This is a genomic window from Pseudomonas sp. NS1(2017), from assembly GCF_002269425.1.
In the GTDB taxonomy this organism is placed as follows: domain Bacteria; phylum Pseudomonadota; class Gammaproteobacteria; order Pseudomonadales; family Pseudomonadaceae; genus Aquipseudomonas; species Aquipseudomonas reactans.
In genome coordinates this window covers 2,105,610-2,122,153 of sequence record NZ_CP022960.1, presented here as the reverse complement: position 1 = coordinate 2,122,153, position 16,544 = coordinate 2,105,610, and the positions used below count along the sequence as shown (strand labels likewise).

The 16,544-nt window shown below is 61.4% G+C and carries 16 protein-coding genes; 12 read left to right on the top strand and 4 right to left on the bottom strand.

Annotated elements, in window-relative coordinates; all coding sequences use genetic code 11:
* Nucleotides 1-4 precede the first annotated feature (4 nt).
* Nucleotides 5-1,282: an acetyl-CoA C-acetyltransferase gene (locus CI807_RS09990; RefSeq protein WP_095014562.1), complete on the bottom strand. Its 1,278-nt coding sequence runs from the start codon at nt 1,280-1,282 to the stop codon at nt 5-7.
* A gap of 114 nt (nt 1,283-1,396) precedes the next feature.
* Between CI807_RS09990 and CI807_RS09985 the strand changes: the two genes are divergently transcribed.
* From CI807_RS09985 to CI807_RS09970, 4 genes are all read left to right on the top strand, one after another.
* A complete protein-coding gene (locus CI807_RS09985; protein ID WP_095014561.1) occupies nt 1,397-2,740 on the top strand; it encodes a 3-oxoacyl-ACP reductase in 1,344 nt (447 codons plus the stop codon).
* A 2-nt stretch (nt 2,741-2,742) separates the two neighbouring features.
* Complete coding sequence (locus CI807_RS09980; RefSeq protein WP_095014560.1) at nt 2,743-3,591, top strand: MaoC/PaaZ C-terminal domain-containing protein; 849 nt, start codon at nt 2,743-2,745, stop codon at nt 3,589-3,591.
* A 301-nt stretch (nt 3,592-3,892) separates the two neighbouring features.
* Nucleotides 3,893-5,455 carry a collagen-like triple helix repeat-containing protein gene (locus CI807_RS09975; RefSeq protein ID WP_177409573.1) on the top strand — a complete coding sequence of 521 codons (1,563 nt, stop codon included), beginning with the start codon at nt 3,893-3,895 and terminating at the stop codon, nt 5,453-5,455.
* Nucleotides 5,456-5,628: 173 nt separating this feature from the next.
* Entirely contained in the window at nt 5,629-7,311 is a 1,683-nt protein-coding gene (locus tag CI807_RS09970) for a ShlB/FhaC/HecB family hemolysin secretion/activation protein (protein ID WP_095014559.1), read from the top strand.
* 28 nt (nt 7,312-7,339) lie between these two features.
* Here CI807_RS09970 and CI807_RS09965 read toward each other — a convergent pair whose 3' ends face one another.
* On the bottom strand, nt 7,340-7,738 hold the full coding sequence (locus CI807_RS09965; RefSeq protein WP_016977027.1) for a response regulator: 399 nt from the start codon (nt 7,736-7,738) through the stop codon (nt 7,340-7,342).
* Between the two features lie 47 nt (nt 7,739-7,785).
* Entirely contained in the window at nt 7,786-7,983 is a 198-nt protein-coding gene (locus CI807_RS09960) for a Flp family type IVb pilin (RefSeq protein WP_095014558.1), read from the bottom strand.
* 331 nt (nt 7,984-8,314) lie between these two features.
* On the opposite strand from CI807_RS09960, the gene cpaB reads away from it, so the two are divergent.
* From cpaB to CI807_RS09920, 8 genes are read left to right on the top strand one after another with little or no spacing between them, the layout of a single operon-like run.
* Nucleotides 8,315-9,259: a Flp pilus assembly protein CpaB gene (cpaB, locus tag CI807_RS09955; RefSeq protein WP_095014557.1), complete on the top strand. Its 945-nt coding sequence runs from the start codon at nt 8,315-8,317 to the stop codon at nt 9,257-9,259.
* Nucleotides 9,260-9,278: 19 nt separating this feature from the next.
* Nucleotides 9,279-10,496, top strand: coding sequence for a type II and III secretion system protein family protein (locus CI807_RS09950; RefSeq protein WP_095014556.1), 1,218 nt, complete (start codon nt 9,279-9,281; stop codon nt 10,494-10,496).
* Nucleotides 10,493-11,686, top strand: coding sequence for a pilus assembly protein (locus tag CI807_RS09945; RefSeq protein ID WP_095014555.1), 1,194 nt, complete (start codon nt 10,493-10,495; stop codon nt 11,684-11,686). The genes CI807_RS09950 and CI807_RS09945 overlap by 4 nt, the downstream gene beginning before the upstream one ends.
* On the top strand, nt 11,683-12,954 hold the full coding sequence (locus CI807_RS09940; RefSeq protein ID WP_033897322.1) for a CpaF family protein: 1,272 nt from the start codon (nt 11,683-11,685) through the stop codon (nt 12,952-12,954). The genes CI807_RS09945 and CI807_RS09940 overlap by 4 nt, the downstream gene beginning before the upstream one ends.
* A 10-nt stretch (nt 12,955-12,964) precedes the next feature.
* Complete coding sequence (locus tag CI807_RS09935; protein WP_095014554.1) at nt 12,965-13,846, top strand: type II secretion system F family protein; 882 nt, start codon at nt 12,965-12,967, stop codon at nt 13,844-13,846.
* A 1-nt stretch (nt 13,847) separates the two neighbouring features.
* On the top strand, nt 13,848-14,735 hold the full coding sequence (locus CI807_RS09930) for a type II secretion system F family protein (RefSeq protein WP_095014553.1): 888 nt from the start codon (nt 13,848-13,850) through the stop codon (nt 14,733-14,735).
* A 10-nt stretch (nt 14,736-14,745) separates the two neighbouring features.
* Nucleotides 14,746-15,453, top strand: coding sequence for a tetratricopeptide repeat protein (locus CI807_RS09925; protein ID WP_095014552.1), 708 nt, complete (start codon nt 14,746-14,748; stop codon nt 15,451-15,453).
* Nucleotides 15,454-15,463: 10 nt separating this feature from the next.
* Nucleotides 15,464-15,733, top strand: a complete 270-nt coding sequence (locus tag CI807_RS09920) for a DUF3613 domain-containing protein (protein ID WP_095014551.1) — start codon at nt 15,464-15,466, stop codon at nt 15,731-15,733.
* Between the two features lie 12 nt (nt 15,734-15,745).
* Here the strand turns inward: CI807_RS09920 and CI807_RS09915 are convergent, their stop codons facing one another.
* A complete protein-coding gene (locus tag CI807_RS09915) occupies nt 15,746-16,534 on the bottom strand; it encodes a response regulator transcription factor (protein ID WP_095014550.1) in 789 nt (262 codons plus the stop codon).
* Between the last annotated feature and the right edge of the window lie 10 nt (nt 16,535-16,544).

Here is a 16,544-nt window from a genome sequence, read left to right as displayed (position 1 = left end):
AGTTTCAGCGCTCAATGATTGCCGTAACCCCCTGCCCACCTGCCGCACAGATGGAAATCAGCCCTCGGCCCTTGCCCGCCGCATCCAGCAACTTGGCCAGATTGGCGACGATACGCCCTCCCGTGGCGGCAAACGGGTGCCCAGCGGCCAGGGAGCTGCCTTTCACATTGAGCCGGCTACGGTCGATGGCGCCCAAGGGTGCGTCGAGCCCCAGGCGTGTCTTGCAGTAGTCCGCATCTTCCCAGGCCTTGAGCGTGCACAACACTTGGGCAGCGAAGGCTTCGTGGATCTCGTAGTAATCGAAGTCCTGCAGCGTCAGACCATTCCTCGCCAGCAAGCGCGGTACCGCGTAAACCGGCGCCATCAGCAGGCCTTCGGCGCCGTTGACGAAATCCACCGCCGCCGCCTCGCCATCGCGCAAATACGCCAGGATCGGCAAGCCGCGCTCCTTAGCCCAGGCTTCACTCCCCAATAGCACCAGCGAGGCGCCATCGGTGAGCGGCGTGGAGTTGCCGGCGGTGAGCGTGCCTTTTTCGCTGCGTTCGAAGGCGGGCTTAAGGGTCGCGAGTTTTTCCAGCGTCAGGTCGGGCCGCAGGTTGTTGTCGCGGGTCAGGCCCAGAAACGGGGTGAGCAAATCGTTATGCCAGCCTTCGGCGTAGGCGGCGGCCATTTTCTGGTGGCTTTCCAGGGCGAGCTGGTCCTGCTCGGCGCGGGGAATTTGCCAGGTCTGCGCCATCAATTCGCAGTGCTGGCCCATGGACAAACCGGTGCGGGGTTCACCGTTGCGCGGTAGCTCTGGCTTGAGGTGATGGGGACGAAGTTGTAACAGGACTTTTAATTTATCCGCCACGGATTTGCTGCGGTTGGCTTGCAACAGGATCTTACGCAGGCCCTCATTCACCCCGATCGGTGCATCGGAGGTAGTGTCCACCCCGCCAGCAATCCCGCATTCAATCTGACCCAGGGCGATCTTGTTGGCCACCAGCAACGCCGCTTCCAGACCGGTGCCGCACGCCTGCTGGATGTCATAGGCCGGGGTTTGCGGCGACAGGCGCGAGCCCAGCACGCATTCACGGGTGAGGTTGAAGTCGCGGGAATGTTTGAGCACGGCGCCAGCGGCCACCTCCCCCATGCGTTGGCCGTGCAGGTTGTAGCGTTCGATCAGGCCTTCCAGGGCGGCGGTCAGCATGGCCTGGTTACTCGCCGTGGCGTAAGGGCCATTGGAGCGAGCGAAAGGAATGCGGTTACCGCCGATGATCGCCACACGGCGCAATTGAGTCATGGAAAGCTCCCTGAAGGTTGTGGGTGGAATCATTCAGCCTAGCCTAGGCTCAATCGAACGACTGCCGCCCCGGGGTGGTCAACCCTTTGAACCCCAGCCTTCGGAGAGCGTTCCATGTCTGACCGTTATATCGACTTCGCCAACTCAAGCCTCGGCCATCGCCTGGTCGCCGCCATTGGCCTGCCGTCACCGGTACGCCTGGAACGCTGGCAAGCTGGGCGTCTGCGTCCGGTGGAAGGTGCGTTGTTGCTAGGCGGCGGCGCTCTGGCGAGCAACGTACAGGCGTTTGCCCACAAGCTCACCGACGCGATTTATACCTACGGTGCCGAGACATCGACCTGGATCCCCGGCCACGGTCCCAAGCTCAAGGCCGTGGTGTTCGACGCCAGCGACTTGCAGCACACCGATCAACTCAAGCAACTGCGCGAATTTTTCCAGCCGCTGCTGAAAAACCTGGATAACAGCGCCCACCTGGTGATCCTCGGCCGCCCGCCGGAAAGCCTCAGCGACCCCTTCGCCGCCAGCGCCCAGCGCGCCTTGGAAGGCTTCAGCCGCTCGCTGGCCAAGGAACTGCGCAATGGCGGCGTGCTGCAATTGCTTTATGTGGGCGACGGTGCCGAAGACCAACTGGAAGGCGTGCTGCGCTTCTTCCTCTCACCCAAAAGCGCGTATATCTCGGGGCAAGTCATTCGCCTGGAAGCTTGCGCCACACCCGTCGAGGACTGGACGCGGCCCCTGGCCGGGCGCAAAGCGCTGGTCACTGGCGCAGCCCGAGGCATCGGTGCCTCCATCGCCGAGACCCTGGCCCGCGACGGCGCCGAGGTGATCCTGCTCGACGTGCCCCAGGCCAAGGCCGACCTCGAAGCCCTGGCCGCGCGCCTGGGGGCACGCACTGTCGCGCTGGATATCTGCGCTGCAGATGCCGCCAGCCAATTGATCGAACAGCTACCCGATGGCCTCGACATTCTGGTGCACAACGCCGGGATCACCCGTGACAAAACCCTGGCCAACATGACCCCGGAATACTGGGACGCGGTGCTGGCGGTCAACCTCAATGCGCCGCAAGTGTTGACCAAGGCGTTGCTTGACAGCGGCACCCTGCATGACAACGCCCGCGTGGTGTTGCTGGCGTCGATCAGCGGCATCGCCGGCAACCGTGGGCAGACCAACTACGCCGCCAGCAAGGCCGGGTTGATCGGCCTCGCACAAGCGTGGGCACCGCTGCTCAAGGAGCGCGGCATCAGTATCAACGCCGTGGCGCCCGGTTTTATCGAAACCCAGATGACCGCACACATTCCTTTTGCCTTGCGTGAAGCCGGACGGCGCATGAGTTCATTGGGCCAGGGCGGCCTGCCGCAGGATGTCGCCGAGGCGGTGGCCTGGCTCGGCCAATCAGGTTCCGGTGCGGTCAGCGGGCAAACACTTCGGGTGTGTGGGCAAAGTCTCTTGGGAGCATAAGCATGCAATGGAAGACGCTAGGCACTACGCCATTCCTGCCGCCGTTGTATTGGCGCGCGGCGCTCAAACGCAAGATCACCGGTAACACGCTGCCCGAGCAGGGGTTGCGCTGCCGGGTAAGCATCGATCTCAAGCAGGTAGCGGCGTATCGCAAGGTCTGCGGTTTTGCCGACAGCCCGATCCTGCCGGCGACTTATCCGCATATCCTGGCGTTCGGGTTGCAGATGCAGTTGCTCACGGACAATCGTTTTCCCTTCCCGCTGCTGGGGTTGATTCACCTGAGTAACCGCATCCGCATTCATCGCCCGCTCGGGGGTGTGAGTGAGTTGTCCATCGCTGTCCACACGCAGAACCTCAAGCCCCATCCCAAGGGCGCGACCTTTGATCTGATCACCACCGCCGAGGACTCCCTCGGCCTGCTGTGGGAAGCCGAAAGCCGCATGCTGTGCAGGGGCGTGAAACTGGAAGGTGAACCCGATGATGACGCCCAGCCCTCCCCCACCCAGGTCAGCGAACTGACCCGCTGGAAAGCCCTCGCCGATATTGGCCGCCGTTATGCGCGGGTTTCCGGCGACTACAACCCGATCCACCTCAGCGCCCTCACCGCCAAGCTGTTCGGGTTTCCCCAGGCCATCGCCCACGGGCTGTGGAACAAGGCGCACACCCTCGCCGCCCTCGGCGAACACTTGCCCGCCGCCAATATCGAGATCAGCGTCGAGTTCAGAAAACCCGTGCGCCTGCCCGGTGAAGTGACGTTATTGGCCAGCGCCGCCGGTTCCAGCGGTGAGTTGTGGTTGAAAGGCGCGGGCGATATTGAACATATGGTAGGCAAGTGGTACCCGATCGCCTGAAATAAACCGATTAATTGTATATATACACCCTAAGTAATAGCGGACTTTTTCACGTCCGCTTTTTAATTCAAGCCATTGATTATAAAGACATATATATCTTGATACATCCTGGACTTATATCCTTGGTATTAGTCACTTAAACGGTACACCCGCGCCGTATATAAATCGTTAATACCAAGTAGAGCATTGAGCGAACGCACCGCCGGGGCTGTTATAGCCACACGGACAAACATATCGCTATCCCTAGAAATAGTGAGTGTTTGAAGACAACCAAGGTTGTACAGGTGCAAGGAACTCAATCATGAAAACTCAAGTCGTGTTTTGGAAAGCAAGTACCGCGCTGGCCCTGGCCGTAGCACTGGCACTCGGCGGCTGCAGCAGCGGTGGTGGTGGGCATAAATCCAGCGTGGCATCGTCCTCACCGGATGCGGGTGCCGGAACTGGCGGTGGCACTGGTGGTGGTGATGGTGGAACCGGTGGTGGTACTGGCGGCGGTACCGGTGGTGGCACAGGTGGCGGAACTGGCGGAGGAACTGGCGGTGGCACAGGCGGTGGTACCGGTGGCGGCACAGGTTCGACAACCACGCCCCTGGTGACTGGCCAGATTGCCGGCACCCTGGGCGGTACTGTCGGTAACGTGGGCGCTGCGGTCGGCGACCTTGGCGACACCTTGAACACCATCCCCATCGTTGGCACTACCGCTGGCGGTCTCGTCACCGCTGCCGGCAACGCCGTCACCAGCATTGGTACCGGCGTCACTGCCGGACTGGGCTCTCTGGGCACCAACAGCAACTCCCTCGGCATTACCGTGGCGGGGGTCGGTAACGGCGTTGCCGACCTGGGCGACGGCCTTTCGACAACCGGTAAATCCCTGTCGACCACACTGGGCGGCATCCCGGTGGTGGGCGGCTTGACCGGCGGTGTCGGCGGTGCTGCCGGCGGCGTGGTCGATAAGGTCGGCCAGGCCGTCACCATGCTTGGCGATACCTTGAGCACTGCCAGCACCACCGGGCCGCTGGGTTCTCTCACTAACACGGTCGGCGGTAAAGTGTTGGTGCCGGTGGTCTCGCTGGTGGAAAACACCACGGGCAACCTCGGCAAGGCCACCGGCCTTGGCAACCCGGTCAATGGCCTGCTGGACAAAGTCGGCTCGACAGTGACCGGCCTGGGTGGCCAAGTCGCCAGCGCGGGCGGCAACCCGGTCACCAACATCGTGGGCGGTGCATTGACCGGCGTCGGTGGCGTGCTCGATAAATCCGGTGGCTATGTCGCCCCAGCGGGCGGCGGCTCGAAATCCGGCCTGCCGGAGTTGGTGGGTGGCCTGATCGCCAACGTCGGTAACGGCCTGAATGCTGGCAACACCAATGGCGCCGTCAGCGCAGCCGGTGTGACCGGTGGCGCACTGGGCGGCACTGTCGCCTCCCTCGGCACGATCATTGGCGGCAATGGCATCGCCAATACCGGCGCCACATCGCCCGTTGCCGGCTTGGCCACCAACGTCGGTGCGGCCCTTAACCCAGTGACCTCCGGTGTCGCCAGCCTGACGCAAAACATCGGAACCACCACGGGCATCGGCGCGCCGGTCAACGGCCTGGTGACTCAAGTCGGTGGCGCCGTCAGCGGTATCGGTGCCAACCTGACGGCGGCCAACGCCAACCCGATCACCAATGCCCTCGGCGGCACCGTCAGTGCGGTCGGCAACACCGTAGGCTCGGTCGGTGGGTTGGTCACAGGCGGTACCGGCACCAGCGGCGGTCTGCTTGGCGGACTGAACGTAGGCGCCAACGCCTCGGCGGGTGGCAGCGCGAATGCAAATACCGCCGGCGGCCTGGGCGGTTTATTGAACGGCCTGACCGGCAAATAGAAATGCACCTGGCCGATTAGACGGCCTCCCCTACAGCGCCTACGCTTGGTTGAGACGAGAGACCCCAATAAGTCTCTCGTCTTTTTTATGGGGCCTGGAACATGCCCCACCCGAACCGAGTCCCAGAACCCGGCGGGCCCGAAACGCTGCTGCAGTTGACCATGGAGTGTCCTATGCGCGTGTTGACGCCATTGTTATTGCTTACCCTCAGTGCCTACGCCCAGGCCGAGACCCTTCCCAGCTTCCTCAACAGCAACGACACCATCCGCAACTTGCCAGTGCCCAACCTTCCCGCAGACGCCTATCGACCGGTCACGCCGCAAACCCAGGTGCCCGAGGCGCCGCCCACTCAAGGCGAGCCGCTGCTGATGGACACCAAGGTCACGATTCGCAAGCTGCAGATCGAGGGCGGCACGATCTACCCGCTCGACGAGACCGCCAAGACCTACGAACCGTTGTTTGGTCATGAGACCAACCTGGCGCAACTGATCGAAGCCACCCGTAGCGTTACCCGTCGCTACCAGCAGGACGGCTACCTGTTGTCCTACGCATTCCTGCCCCCACAGAGCTTCGAAAATGGCCTGGTACGCGTGGTTCTGGTGGAAGGCTATATCAAGGACTACCAGCAAAGTGGCGATATAGGCCCGGTCTCGGCTTACATCGACAAGCTCGCCAATAAACTCCAGGCCGAACGCCCACTGACCCGCAAGACCTTCGAGCGCTACACCACGCTCATGGGCCGTATCCCCGGTGTCACACTGCAAGCGCAAGTACCGCCGCCGAGCACCACCGACGGTGGCACGCACATGCAGATCACCGCCAGCCGCAAGCCCTTCACCAGCAGCATGAGCATGACCGATGACAGCCGCGGGGGACTGCAGGCCTTGCTCACCGGCACCAGCAACTCCCAGACCTCAATGGGCGAGCAGCTCAACATCAGCGGGCTGTTCCCACCTGGCGAGGATAAAGAGCACTACTACCGCGTGGGCTACAGCCAGTTCATCAATGCCGAAGGCACCCAGTTGGCGCTCGCCGCCGAACGCTACCGCGCCGATCCCAAAACCAACCTGCAACTGGACGGTGGCTTCGAGCTCAAGCCGCACCAATCCATCGATCGCTATTCCATCGGCCTTAGCCACCCACTGATTGCCTCACCAAATGAGTCGCTGACCCTCGGCACGCGCCTCTATGCAGTGGACCAGACCACAGGCTACAAACTGTTGGGCTTCCCCCAGCGTTTCGACGTTGAAACCGACCTGCGCGCCCTGGCCTTCGAGGGCGACTGGCGCAAGTCCGACACCCGCCAGCTACGTATCCTCAGCGCCGGCCTGTATCAGGGCATCAACGGCATGGGCGCCAGGACCCACAGTGACTTCGAAGGGCTCAAACCCGACCTGGATTTCTTCCGCCTGCGCCTGTCCGGCGTACAAAGCGACAAGTTCTTCGATAACTGGCAAGGCGTCCTGTCGGGAGCGTTTTACTGGAGCAATGACACCCTGCCGGACAGCGAACGCGCCACGTTCGGCGGGCAGAACTTCGGTCGTGGCTACCCTGACGATCAGGGCTCCGGTGACAAGGGCTGGGGGCTGGCGTATGAGGTCAACTACAGCTACAACCGCGCCGGCGACTGGGTGAGGATTCTGCAGCCCTACATCGTGTTCGACCGCGCCAAGACCTGGTTCAACGATCTGCCGGTCAGAAGCAACGACCTGTCATCGGCTGCAGTCGGGCTGCGCTTCGGGGACAACAAGTACTACAACATCGCCCTGGAAGCGGCCAAGCCCATGTCGGATATCGCGCTGGACAGCTTCAATAGACGGCCACGGTATACGTTGAGCTTCAGTTATCAGCTCTGATCCTAGCCTGCAGGCGCTGCCGGGGCGCCTAAAGCCTGGTTTTCGGAAGGGGAAACAGATTGTTCAACGTATCGATCAACCGCACCAGATAGATCGGCTTGCGAAACAGGTCCAGTACCTGCAGGCGCAGCATATCGCTCACATCATCCATTTCGGCATGGCCGGACATCACAATCACCGGCAGGTGTGAGCGTGAGGTGTGTTCGCGCAGGCGCTTGATCAAGGAGATACCGCTTTCCTCGGGCATGCGCAGGTCGGTGATGACCAAGGCGATGTCGGGGTGAAGTGTCAATTCTTGCAGGGCGAAGGTGACGGAGGTGGCGGTAAAACAGACAAATCCCTCGTTTTCGAGGGATTCGGCGAGTTCGATCAAGGCGTCCTCTTCGTCGTCCACCAATAGAATTTGCTGGCGTGAAGACGCGCTCATGGCATTACCTTCAAGAAGGGATGATCATAACGGCTACCACAATTAAATCAGGTTCCGGTCGGCATGTTACTGGTCATGTTGGTGAAAATGGTTTTTACCTTAGTTCCAAGCCCCGTCCCGGCACCCACAATAACGAGCGCTACCAACGCTACGACAATGGCGTATTCAATGCCTGAGGCTCCTTCTTTGCGACTGAAGAATAGTTGGGTTTGGACATAAAGCTTCAACACCAGGTCAAGGAACATAAGACTTCTCCCTAAAACGCCACTGGAAGCCGGAACGGCTCTAGTACCAGATAATCGCGGCGTGCCACTAGAGCATTGTCAACAAACCTCAGCCTCACAACTGTAATAACGGATTAATCATAAAGTATTAGTCGTAACGTTGACGCCACAAACCCGTACGCTAAAAGGCTGCATCTATAGTTCAGATAAATTTTTCCACGGGTAATGGCATTTCGTCCTAGCTGAGCTACCTTCAAATAGCCAAATCGTTAGATGTTCATCACAGCCAGGTTGCGGATTAACCCATTCGAATTAATCGGGTGTGCAGTGCAACGGGAAAGGGAGAGCCGTCATGAACAGTCGTATCAGCATGGTCCTGGCCGGCTTGTTGCTGATCGGGGCCTTGATCGCCGGGTACTGGGGGCTTGTGTTGAGCCGCGCACCGGAGCCTGTCGCCCCCCCTGCTGCACCTGTCGTTTCCGTTGATAACACCGTCGCTGCCGTGGAAGATCAGACCCGCCAACCGGTGGTGGTGCTGACGCATGACGTGTCCGCGTTCATACCACTGACCGCCGCCGACCTGACCCTGGAAAAACTGCGCACCGCGCCCGCCGGGAGCCTGACCCAGCTCGATCAAGCCATCGGTCGCATCCCCCTGCGTTCATTGGGCGCAGGCACCTGGCTCACCGAAGAAAGCTTCAGTGGCGGCGGCCCGCTCGCGCGCATGATTCGCCCGAACGAGCGCGCTATGGCCGTGGCCGTGGATGAGGTGAACGCCGCTGGAGGCCAATTGACGCCCGGCGATTATGTGGATGTGCTGCTATTCCTGCGCCAGGATGCCGGCAACGTCGAGCAGTCGGCGCAGATCGTCCTTCCGGCCATGCGCCTGCTCAGTGTCGGAGATCAGTTGGGCCTGGCCAACGATGGCAAACCCGCTGTTCCGCCCCCAGCCACGCCTGAAGAGCGCGCCCTAGCCGCCCAACGCCGAGCGAGCGCGCGCACAGTGGTACTCGCCGTGCCGGAACCCCTGTTAAGCCGCCTGATGCTCGCGACGCAAGCCGGCGTGTTGCGCCTGGCCGTACGCAGCGCCGACGAACAACTGCTCAGCCGCTACTGGGCCGGCGAAAGCGACGCATCAGAAAGACTGGAAAGCGCCAACCGCAACCTTTACCAATTCACCCAACTGGCCCTGACCGGCCCGCCCAAACGCGTTGTACAAGCCAGCACCGCTGGGCCTGGCGTGCGCCGTGGCATAGAAGTGATTCGCGGTGCCCAAGCGGCACCACAAACTCCGTGATCGAGCAAGGATGCCTTGAATGAGCCATCGCTACGCACCCCTGTTCACGCAACTGACCTGGGCCCTGATGCTGTCGAGCCTGCCGGTCGGCTTGGCCTTGGCAGCGCCGGGTAACTGCAGTGCACTGGGTCAGTTACCCGCCGTGGTCGAGGTGGGAGAAGGCCTGCAACAAGAGCTGCAATCGCCAGTGGCAATTACGCGCCTGGCCATCGGCGACCCGAAAATCGCCGATGTACGGGTCAATGGCGACCGTAATTTTTTGCTGACCGGCGTCTCGTCCGGCGCTACCAGCCTGTTGGTGTGGACCGCCTGCGCGAGTTCGCCGCGCCAGAGCATGGTGTTCGTCAAGGGCAAGGCCACGTCGGCACTGACCAGCCAGTCGCTGTCGCCGTCAGAAGACCCCATGCTGCCCAGCCAGGTGCAGACCGATATTCGCTTTGTCGAGGTCAGCCGTACCAAGCTCAAGGAAGCCAGCACCCGGCTGTTGGGCACAGGCGCTAACTTTTTCTTCGGCAGCCCCAACCTGTTATCCCCTTCGGAAGGTGTTTTCAAGCTGCCGGTAAACGCTGAAAGCTTCAACGTCGGCTTCGGTGGGGGGCGGGTCAAAGCGATGATCAACGCGCTGGAACGCAGTGGTTTTGCCTACACCCTGGCACGCCCCAGCCTGGTGGCCATGAGTGGCCAGAGTGCATCGTTCCTGGCTGGCGGCGAGGTGCCGATCCCGGTGCCCAGTGCGGGCAGCGACACGATTTCCATCGAATACAAGGAGTTTGGCATTCGCCTGACACTGACACCGACGGTGATTGACCGCAACCGCATCTCCCTCAAGGTTGCACCGGAAGTCAGCGAACTGGACTACAGCAACGCCGTGCAGATACAAGGCATCCAGGTGCCGGCCCTGACGGTGCGCCGTACCGACACCAGCGTGTCCCTGGCCGATGGTGAAAGCTTTGTGATCAGCGGCCTGATCAGCAGCAACAACCGCTCCACCATCAACAAGTTTCCAGGGCTGGGCGATATCCCGATCCTCGGGGCGTTTTTCCGCGACTCCAATATCAGCCGCGAAGAAAAAGAACTGCTGATGATCGTCACACCGCACTTGGTGCAGCCATTGGCGGCCAACGCGCAACTGCCCTCCTTGCCCGGCGAAAAACTACGCAGCTACGACCCGAACTGGTACCGGCTGTTCTTCCTGGAAAACGGCAACTTCGACCGTCGCAGTGGACTTTCACAATGAGCGATAGCCTGAGCCAGACCTTTCTCGCCATCACCCGCAACACCACTGACCTGGAGTGGCTACAGGGCGCCCTGGCGCCGCTTGGCCAAGTCGTCAGCGCCGGCACCGGCAGCCTGGATGAACTGTTGGCACTGGTGGATGTGACCTTCGCCAACCTGGTGTTCGTCGGCCTGGACCGCGAAAACGTCGTGGCCCAGAGCGCATTGATCGAAGGCGCCCTGGAAGCCAAGCCGATGCTCGCCGTGGTCGCCCTGGGCGATGGCATGGACAACCAGCTTGTGCTCAATGCAATGCGCGCTGGGGCCCGCGATTTCGTGGCCTACGGCTCGCGCTCCAGTGAAGTGGCAGGCTTGGTGCGGCGCCTGAGCAAACGCCTGCCCACCGTCGCCAACCATGCACAACTGGGAGGCCTGACCGTGCTGTTTGGCACCCAGAGCAATGCCGATGGGGCAATGCTGGCCACCCATCTGGCGCTGGTCGTGCAGAAAAGCGGGCAACAAACCCTGTTGCTCGACCTGGGCCTGCCGCGCAGCGACAGCCTGGCCTTGCTGGGCCTGGAAAGCACCTTCAATTTCGGTGATGCGTTGCGACATTTGCGCCGCCTCGATACCACCCTGATCAACAGCGCCTTCACCACCGCCCTGGATGGGCTGCGCATCCTGGCCTACGCCACCGGTGACGAACCGCTCAAACTCACCAGTGCCGCCGAGCTGTTCATGTTGCTGAGCGCGCTGCGCCAACATTTCCAGCACATCGTCGTGAATATTACCGGGCAACCCGACAGCGAAGCCCTGCGCACCTTCGTCAGCCACTGTGACAAGCTACTGTGGTGCACCGACCAGAGCGTTCTGGACTGTCGCCGCAATCTGGCGATACTCAATCGTTGGCGCGAAAAAGGCATGAAACTGGATCACGCCAAGCTGGTGGTCGACCGCTATATCAAAGCCTGCGCACCTGACACCGAAGCCCTGGAAAAAAGCTTCGGCCTTGAGTGCATCGCCGTACTGCCCCTGAGCGCCGAACTGCGCCTGAATGTGAAAAACCAAGGCAAGACCCTGTTTGCCCTGGCCCCCCGTGAATCTTTGACCCAAGCCGTGCGCACCTTGGGCGAGCGCCTGGCAAAACGCTCCGAGGGCCTGGCGAAGCCGTCGATGCGCTGGTTTGAACGCTTCCTGGGGTCGGGACGATGAACGGCGAAAAACTGTTTGGCGGCCCAGCCCGCACTGCCGGTGGCAACAGCGATCACGATGGCCTGAAGCTGGTGCTGCACCGCTACATCATCGACGCCATCGAGGAGTCGGGCAAAAACCTGCTCGAAGGCACGCGTCAGTCCCTGGCGCAATTTGTCATCGACAAGGTGTCCGAATACATCACGCGCATGCGCCTGGCGATCTCGCGTTATGAGATGGAGCGCCTGGCCGAAGAGATCGTCGACGAACTCACCGGTTTCGGCCCGCTGGAAGTGCTGCTGCGTGACCCCTCCGTGACGGAAATCCTGGTCAACGGGCCACACCGGGTGTTTATCGAACGCGATGGTTTGTTGCACCAGAGCGACCTGCGTTTCATCGACGACCACCATGTGGAGCGCGTGATGCAACGCATCCTTGCGCCGCTGGGTCGACGCCTGGATGAGTCCTCGCCGATGGTGGATGCGCGCCTGCCCGACGGCAGCCGGGTCAACGCGATCATCCCGCCGATTGCCCTGGACGGGCCGTGCCTGTCGATTCGAAAATTCCGCAAGGACATGCTCAAGAGCAGCGACCTGGTCGCCATGCAAACCATTGATCAAAGCATCTTCGAGTTCTTCCAGGAAGCCGTGGGCAAGCGCTGCAATATCCTGATCAGTGGCGGCACCGGCACCGGCAAGACCACACTGCTGAACATTCTCAGCCAGTTGATCAACCCCCATGAACGCCTGGTGACCATCGAAGACGTCGCCGAACTGCAACTGGGCCACCCCCATGTGGTACGCCTGGAAACCCGCCCGCCCAACGCCGAAGGCCATGGCGAAGTGCGCTCCAGCGACCTGATCCGTAACGCCCTGCGGATGCGCCCGGACCGCATCATCCTCGGGGAGATCCGAGGCGTGGAAGTGCTCGACGTGATGACCGCCATGAACACCGGCCACGACGGCTCCATGAGCACCGTGCACGCCAACAATGCCCAGGATGCGCTGCTGCGCCTGGAAACCCTGGTGGGCTTGACCGGCCGTGTGGTCGCGGAGAAAACCCTGCGCCAGATGATCTGCGCCGCGCTGGACGTGATTATCCAACTGACACGCATGCCCGATGGACGCCGCTGTGTAAGCGAAGTGGTGGAAGTGGTCGGCGTGCGTGAAGACGTGTATGTCACCAACACCCTGTTCCGCCTGGACCGGCGCACCGGCTTTGGTTTCCTGCGCGAAGCCATCAACCCGGCCGGCGACAAGTTGCGCCGCGAATCGGCCTTGCAATCCTAGGGAGCGCCAGATGATCGGACCTGTGTTGCTCCTTATCTGCCTGCTGCTGATCGGCCTGTCGTTCTGGCAATTTCAGCACGGCCTGCGCAAGGCCCAGACGGACCGCGTACTGGAACGTCTCGGCGACGGTCAGCCCGAAGTACAGGAAACCAACACCAGTTGGACGGGCCTTGAGCGGATGTTTCAACGTGCCGGGCTGGGCAAACCCACGGACCGCCTTGGCCTATGGTTGAGCGGCTGGGTGATCGGCGCACTGCTGGGCTGGCTGTTCGCCGACGGGTTGGGCTTGATCGCGATGATCATCGGACCACCGCTGTTTCTGCGGGTGTACATCAGTTGGTGTTATCAACGTCGCGTGCAACGCATGGTCGAGCAACTGCCGCAATTGCTCGACCACAGCGTGCGCAGTCTCAAATCCGGCAGAACCTTGGCCGACGCAGTACTGGGCGGTGTCGAGAGCACTGAGGATCCGCTCAAGGAAGCCATGGGCCGCGTTCAACGTAACGTGCGCATGGGCGTCAGCCTGCCAGACTCCGTCAGCGACTTTGCCGAGTTCTATGAACAGGACGAATTTCGCCTGTTCGCCCTGGGCCTGAAGGTCAACCATCGCTACGGCGGCAACGCCAGTGAGCTGCTGGAAAACCTGATCAAAATGATCCGCGAACGGGAACAGGGCGCCCGTCAACTCAAGGCCATGACGGGCGAAACACGCATGACCGCCTATGTGCTGGGCGGGCTGCCGATACTGATCGTGGGTTATTTCATCCTGGTCAACCCCGATTACCTGATGACCATGTGGAACGACGATACGGGGCGCATCATGCTGTTCAGCGCGCTGGCCATGGACATCAGCGGCACTTTGCTCATGTGGCGCATGCTGAGGAGTGTCTGAGATGGCGCTACTGGCCTGTGTCTTGTTGTTGCTCGCCGCCTTGGTATTGTTAGGGGGCCAATTGCTAGAGAATCGCCGACGTGGCCGCCGGGTGGCTGAGCGCCTGCAAGGGCGCATGGGCGGCGATGCCAAGCTCGGCACGCTCATGCGTCAACTCGGCGCCAGCACCCTGGCCCAGCGTTCGGTCAGCCTGGACAACGAGACCCAGATACTGCTCAACCGTATCGGTTGGCGCAAGGCCAGCCAACGCTCGCTGTTTGCGGCCTTTCAGATCGGTTTGCCCATCGTGTTCCTGGGCCTGACCGTCATCGGCCAGCAGGTTTTTTTCCCTGAAATGGACCCCGCGTGGATTGCGCCCCTGTTTGGCCTGGGCATCGGCTACCTGCTGCCCAAACGCGTGCTGGCCGCCGTCGCCAAACATCGTCAGCAAACCATCGCCAAGGAAGTCTCGACCTTCATTCCGCTGCTGCGCATCCTGTTCGAGTCGGGCATGGCGGTTGAACAGTCATTGCGCGTACTGGGCACCGAAGCGCAGCGCTTGCTCCCTCACCTCACGCACGAACTGCGCCTGATCCTGGCGCGGGTCGACTCCGGTCTGGAGCTGGGCGAAGAACTGGGCAAGACCGCGCGGTTATTGGAAGTGGATGAGTTCACCGACACCTGCATCATCCTTCAACAATTGATCCAGCAGGGCGGCGGCGCGATGAAGTCCTTGCTGGCCCTCAAGCAACTGCTCGACGACCGACGCTTGACCCGCCTGCAGGAATATATTTCGAAGATGTCGGCAAAAATGTCGGTCGTGATGATGGTGTTTCTGTTCCCCGCGTTGCTGATCGTGCTCGGCGGCCCGGCCTTTATCGGCATCGCCCGTGCGATGGCCAACTTTTGAGGAGACATGGATGAAAGTACTGATTGCCGGCTTGGCCCTGCTGATGCTCGGCGGGTGCGCCACCAATGGCCAATCACCCTGGGCAGCGTTGACCTCACCGGGCAGTTGCACCAAGCCAAGCTCGGAACAGGAACTGGCGCTCAACCTGTCCGATGATTTGGCCAATGAAGGCAAGCTGCACGCCAGCCTGGCCAACCTGCAGAGCCTGCCCGACGCCTTGCCCCAGGTGCGTCAGCGCAAGGCCCGCACTTACCGCCTGCTCGGGCGCAGCGAAGCCGAACCGTTGTACCGCAGCCTGCTCGGCACCTGCATGACCGCCGAAGGCGAGCACGGCCTAGGGCAATTGGCAGTCGCCAAGGGCGACAACGCCCTGGCCATGGCCCACCTGCAACGGGCGGCGCAACTGGCGCCCACCGATGAAAAGATCCGCAACGACTTGGGCGTGGTCTACCTCAACCAATTGCGCGTGGAAGACGCCCGCTTTGAATTCATGACCGCCATCGAACTCAAGCAGGGCGACCCGTTGGCCGCCGTCAACCTGGTAACGCTGTTGATCTATCAGGACGACTGGGGGCAAGCGGCCAAAGTGGTCAGCCAGTTGGGCCTGAGCCGTGAGCAGTTCACTGATGCCCAGGCCCGCGCGGAAAAACTCAAGGGTGCCCGGACGGCCGCGCGCAAAGTCGCTACACGCGATGCCCTGCCGGTGAGCCTCAAGTAAGGAGTGATCGATGAAAGCACATTACCTGATCGGCCTGGCGCTGCTACCGCTGGGCGCCATGGCCATCGAACCGGGACCATCCTCCCCGCAGCAGGCGGAAACGGAAAACTGGATGGCCTTGCAGATCAACGGGCGAGCCGCTTCGCCGACGCCACAAAGGGCCACGCCCGCGGAACGAGAGCAGGCCTCGCAGCGTTGGCTGGAGACTTACAAACATGCGATTCCGGATTTCTTCGAAACGGGCACCAGCGGGGACTCTAAAGGCGGCAAGAGTCAGTGATGCCCTGATGTATCAATGGGCAGTCACCCGCTGGCGCATCGCCGAGTTGCTCGGCGACAACGCCAGTGCCAGTTGGGTACGGTTATGCATATGGGTCAGGCGCAGTACTTGGGACACGTACAGCTTGACCGTGTTCTCGGTGATCCCCAATTCGCAGGCGATCTGGTAGTTGGTCTGGCCCTTGCCCACCAGGCGCGCAACGTCCAACTGGCGCGGTGACAGCTGATTGAAGATGGTCGGAATTTCCACCGGCCCGGCTTCATCGGCGGCCAGGTCGGCCTCATCCGCCACGCCGGCACCTGGGCTGCGGCGAACTTTGTCGAGGTCCTGGTACAAGTCATTGATGGATTCGGAAAGGTATTGCAGCTTCTGGTTCAGGTGCCCCAGTTGCAGCTCCTTGCGCCGCTCTTCCAGCGCCGCTTCCTGGCGTTGCAGGCCTTCGAGCAACTCGTCGAGGTTGATCGGCTTCTGGTAGTAGTCCGAAATCCCTGCACGCAGCGCCTTGATCACGTCCTGTTTATCGGCGCGCCCAGTGAGCATGATCGCCTCGAATGCCCGCGCCTTGCCCGCCACCTTTTGCATGGCCTTTACAAGCTCGATGCCGTCCATGTCCGGCATGTGCAGGTCGCACAACACCAGGCCGATCTCGGCGTCTTCGCTGAAGCGCTGCAAGGCGTGTCGGCTGGACTCACAAGGGACGCAGCGATAACCACTGCTTTCAAGAAATTCGCAGAGCTCTTCCACGATCAACGATTGATCGTCGACCACGAGCACCTTTACCGCCGAGGTAAGCTTGTTCACGCGTTACTCC

Excerpts from the sequence above, each read along its gene's own strand:
- CI807_RS09990 (WP_095014562.1), bottom strand. The coding sequence starts at position 1,282 with ATGACTCAATTGCGCCGTGTGGCGATCATCGGCGGTAACCGCATTCCT.
- CI807_RS09985 (WP_095014561.1), top strand. The coding sequence starts at position 1,397 with ATGTCTGACCGTTATATCGACTTCGCCAACTCAAGCCTCGGCCATCGC.
- CI807_RS09980 (WP_095014560.1), top strand. The coding sequence starts at position 2,743 with ATGCAATGGAAGACGCTAGGCACTACGCCATTCCTGCCGCCGTTGTAT.
- CI807_RS09975 (WP_177409573.1), top strand. The coding sequence starts at position 3,893 with ATGAAAACTCAAGTCGTGTTTTGGAAAGCAAGTACCGCGCTGGCCCTG.
- CI807_RS09970 (WP_095014559.1), top strand. The coding sequence starts at position 5,629 with ATGCGCGTGTTGACGCCATTGTTATTGCTTACCCTCAGTGCCTACGCC.
- CI807_RS09965 (WP_016977027.1), bottom strand. The coding sequence starts at position 7,738 with ATGAGCGCGTCTTCACGCCAGCAAATTCTATTGGTGGACGACGAAGAG.
- CI807_RS09960 (WP_095014558.1), bottom strand. The coding sequence starts at position 7,983 with ATGTTCCTTGACCTGGTGTTGAAGCTTTATGTCCAAACCCAACTATTC.
- cpaB (WP_095014557.1), top strand. The coding sequence starts at position 8,315 with ATGAACAGTCGTATCAGCATGGTCCTGGCCGGCTTGTTGCTGATCGGG.
- CI807_RS09950 (WP_095014556.1), top strand. The coding sequence starts at position 9,279 with ATGAGCCATCGCTACGCACCCCTGTTCACGCAACTGACCTGGGCCCTG.
- CI807_RS09945 (WP_095014555.1), top strand. The coding sequence starts at position 10,493 with ATGAGCGATAGCCTGAGCCAGACCTTTCTCGCCATCACCCGCAACACC.
- CI807_RS09940 (WP_033897322.1), top strand. The coding sequence starts at position 11,683 with ATGAACGGCGAAAAACTGTTTGGCGGCCCAGCCCGCACTGCCGGTGGC.
- CI807_RS09935 (WP_095014554.1), top strand. The coding sequence starts at position 12,965 with ATGATCGGACCTGTGTTGCTCCTTATCTGCCTGCTGCTGATCGGCCTG.
- CI807_RS09930 (WP_095014553.1), top strand. The coding sequence starts at position 13,848 with ATGGCGCTACTGGCCTGTGTCTTGTTGTTGCTCGCCGCCTTGGTATTG.
- CI807_RS09925 (WP_095014552.1), top strand. The coding sequence starts at position 14,746 with ATGAAAGTACTGATTGCCGGCTTGGCCCTGCTGATGCTCGGCGGGTGC.
- CI807_RS09920 (WP_095014551.1), top strand. The coding sequence starts at position 15,464 with ATGAAAGCACATTACCTGATCGGCCTGGCGCTGCTACCGCTGGGCGCC.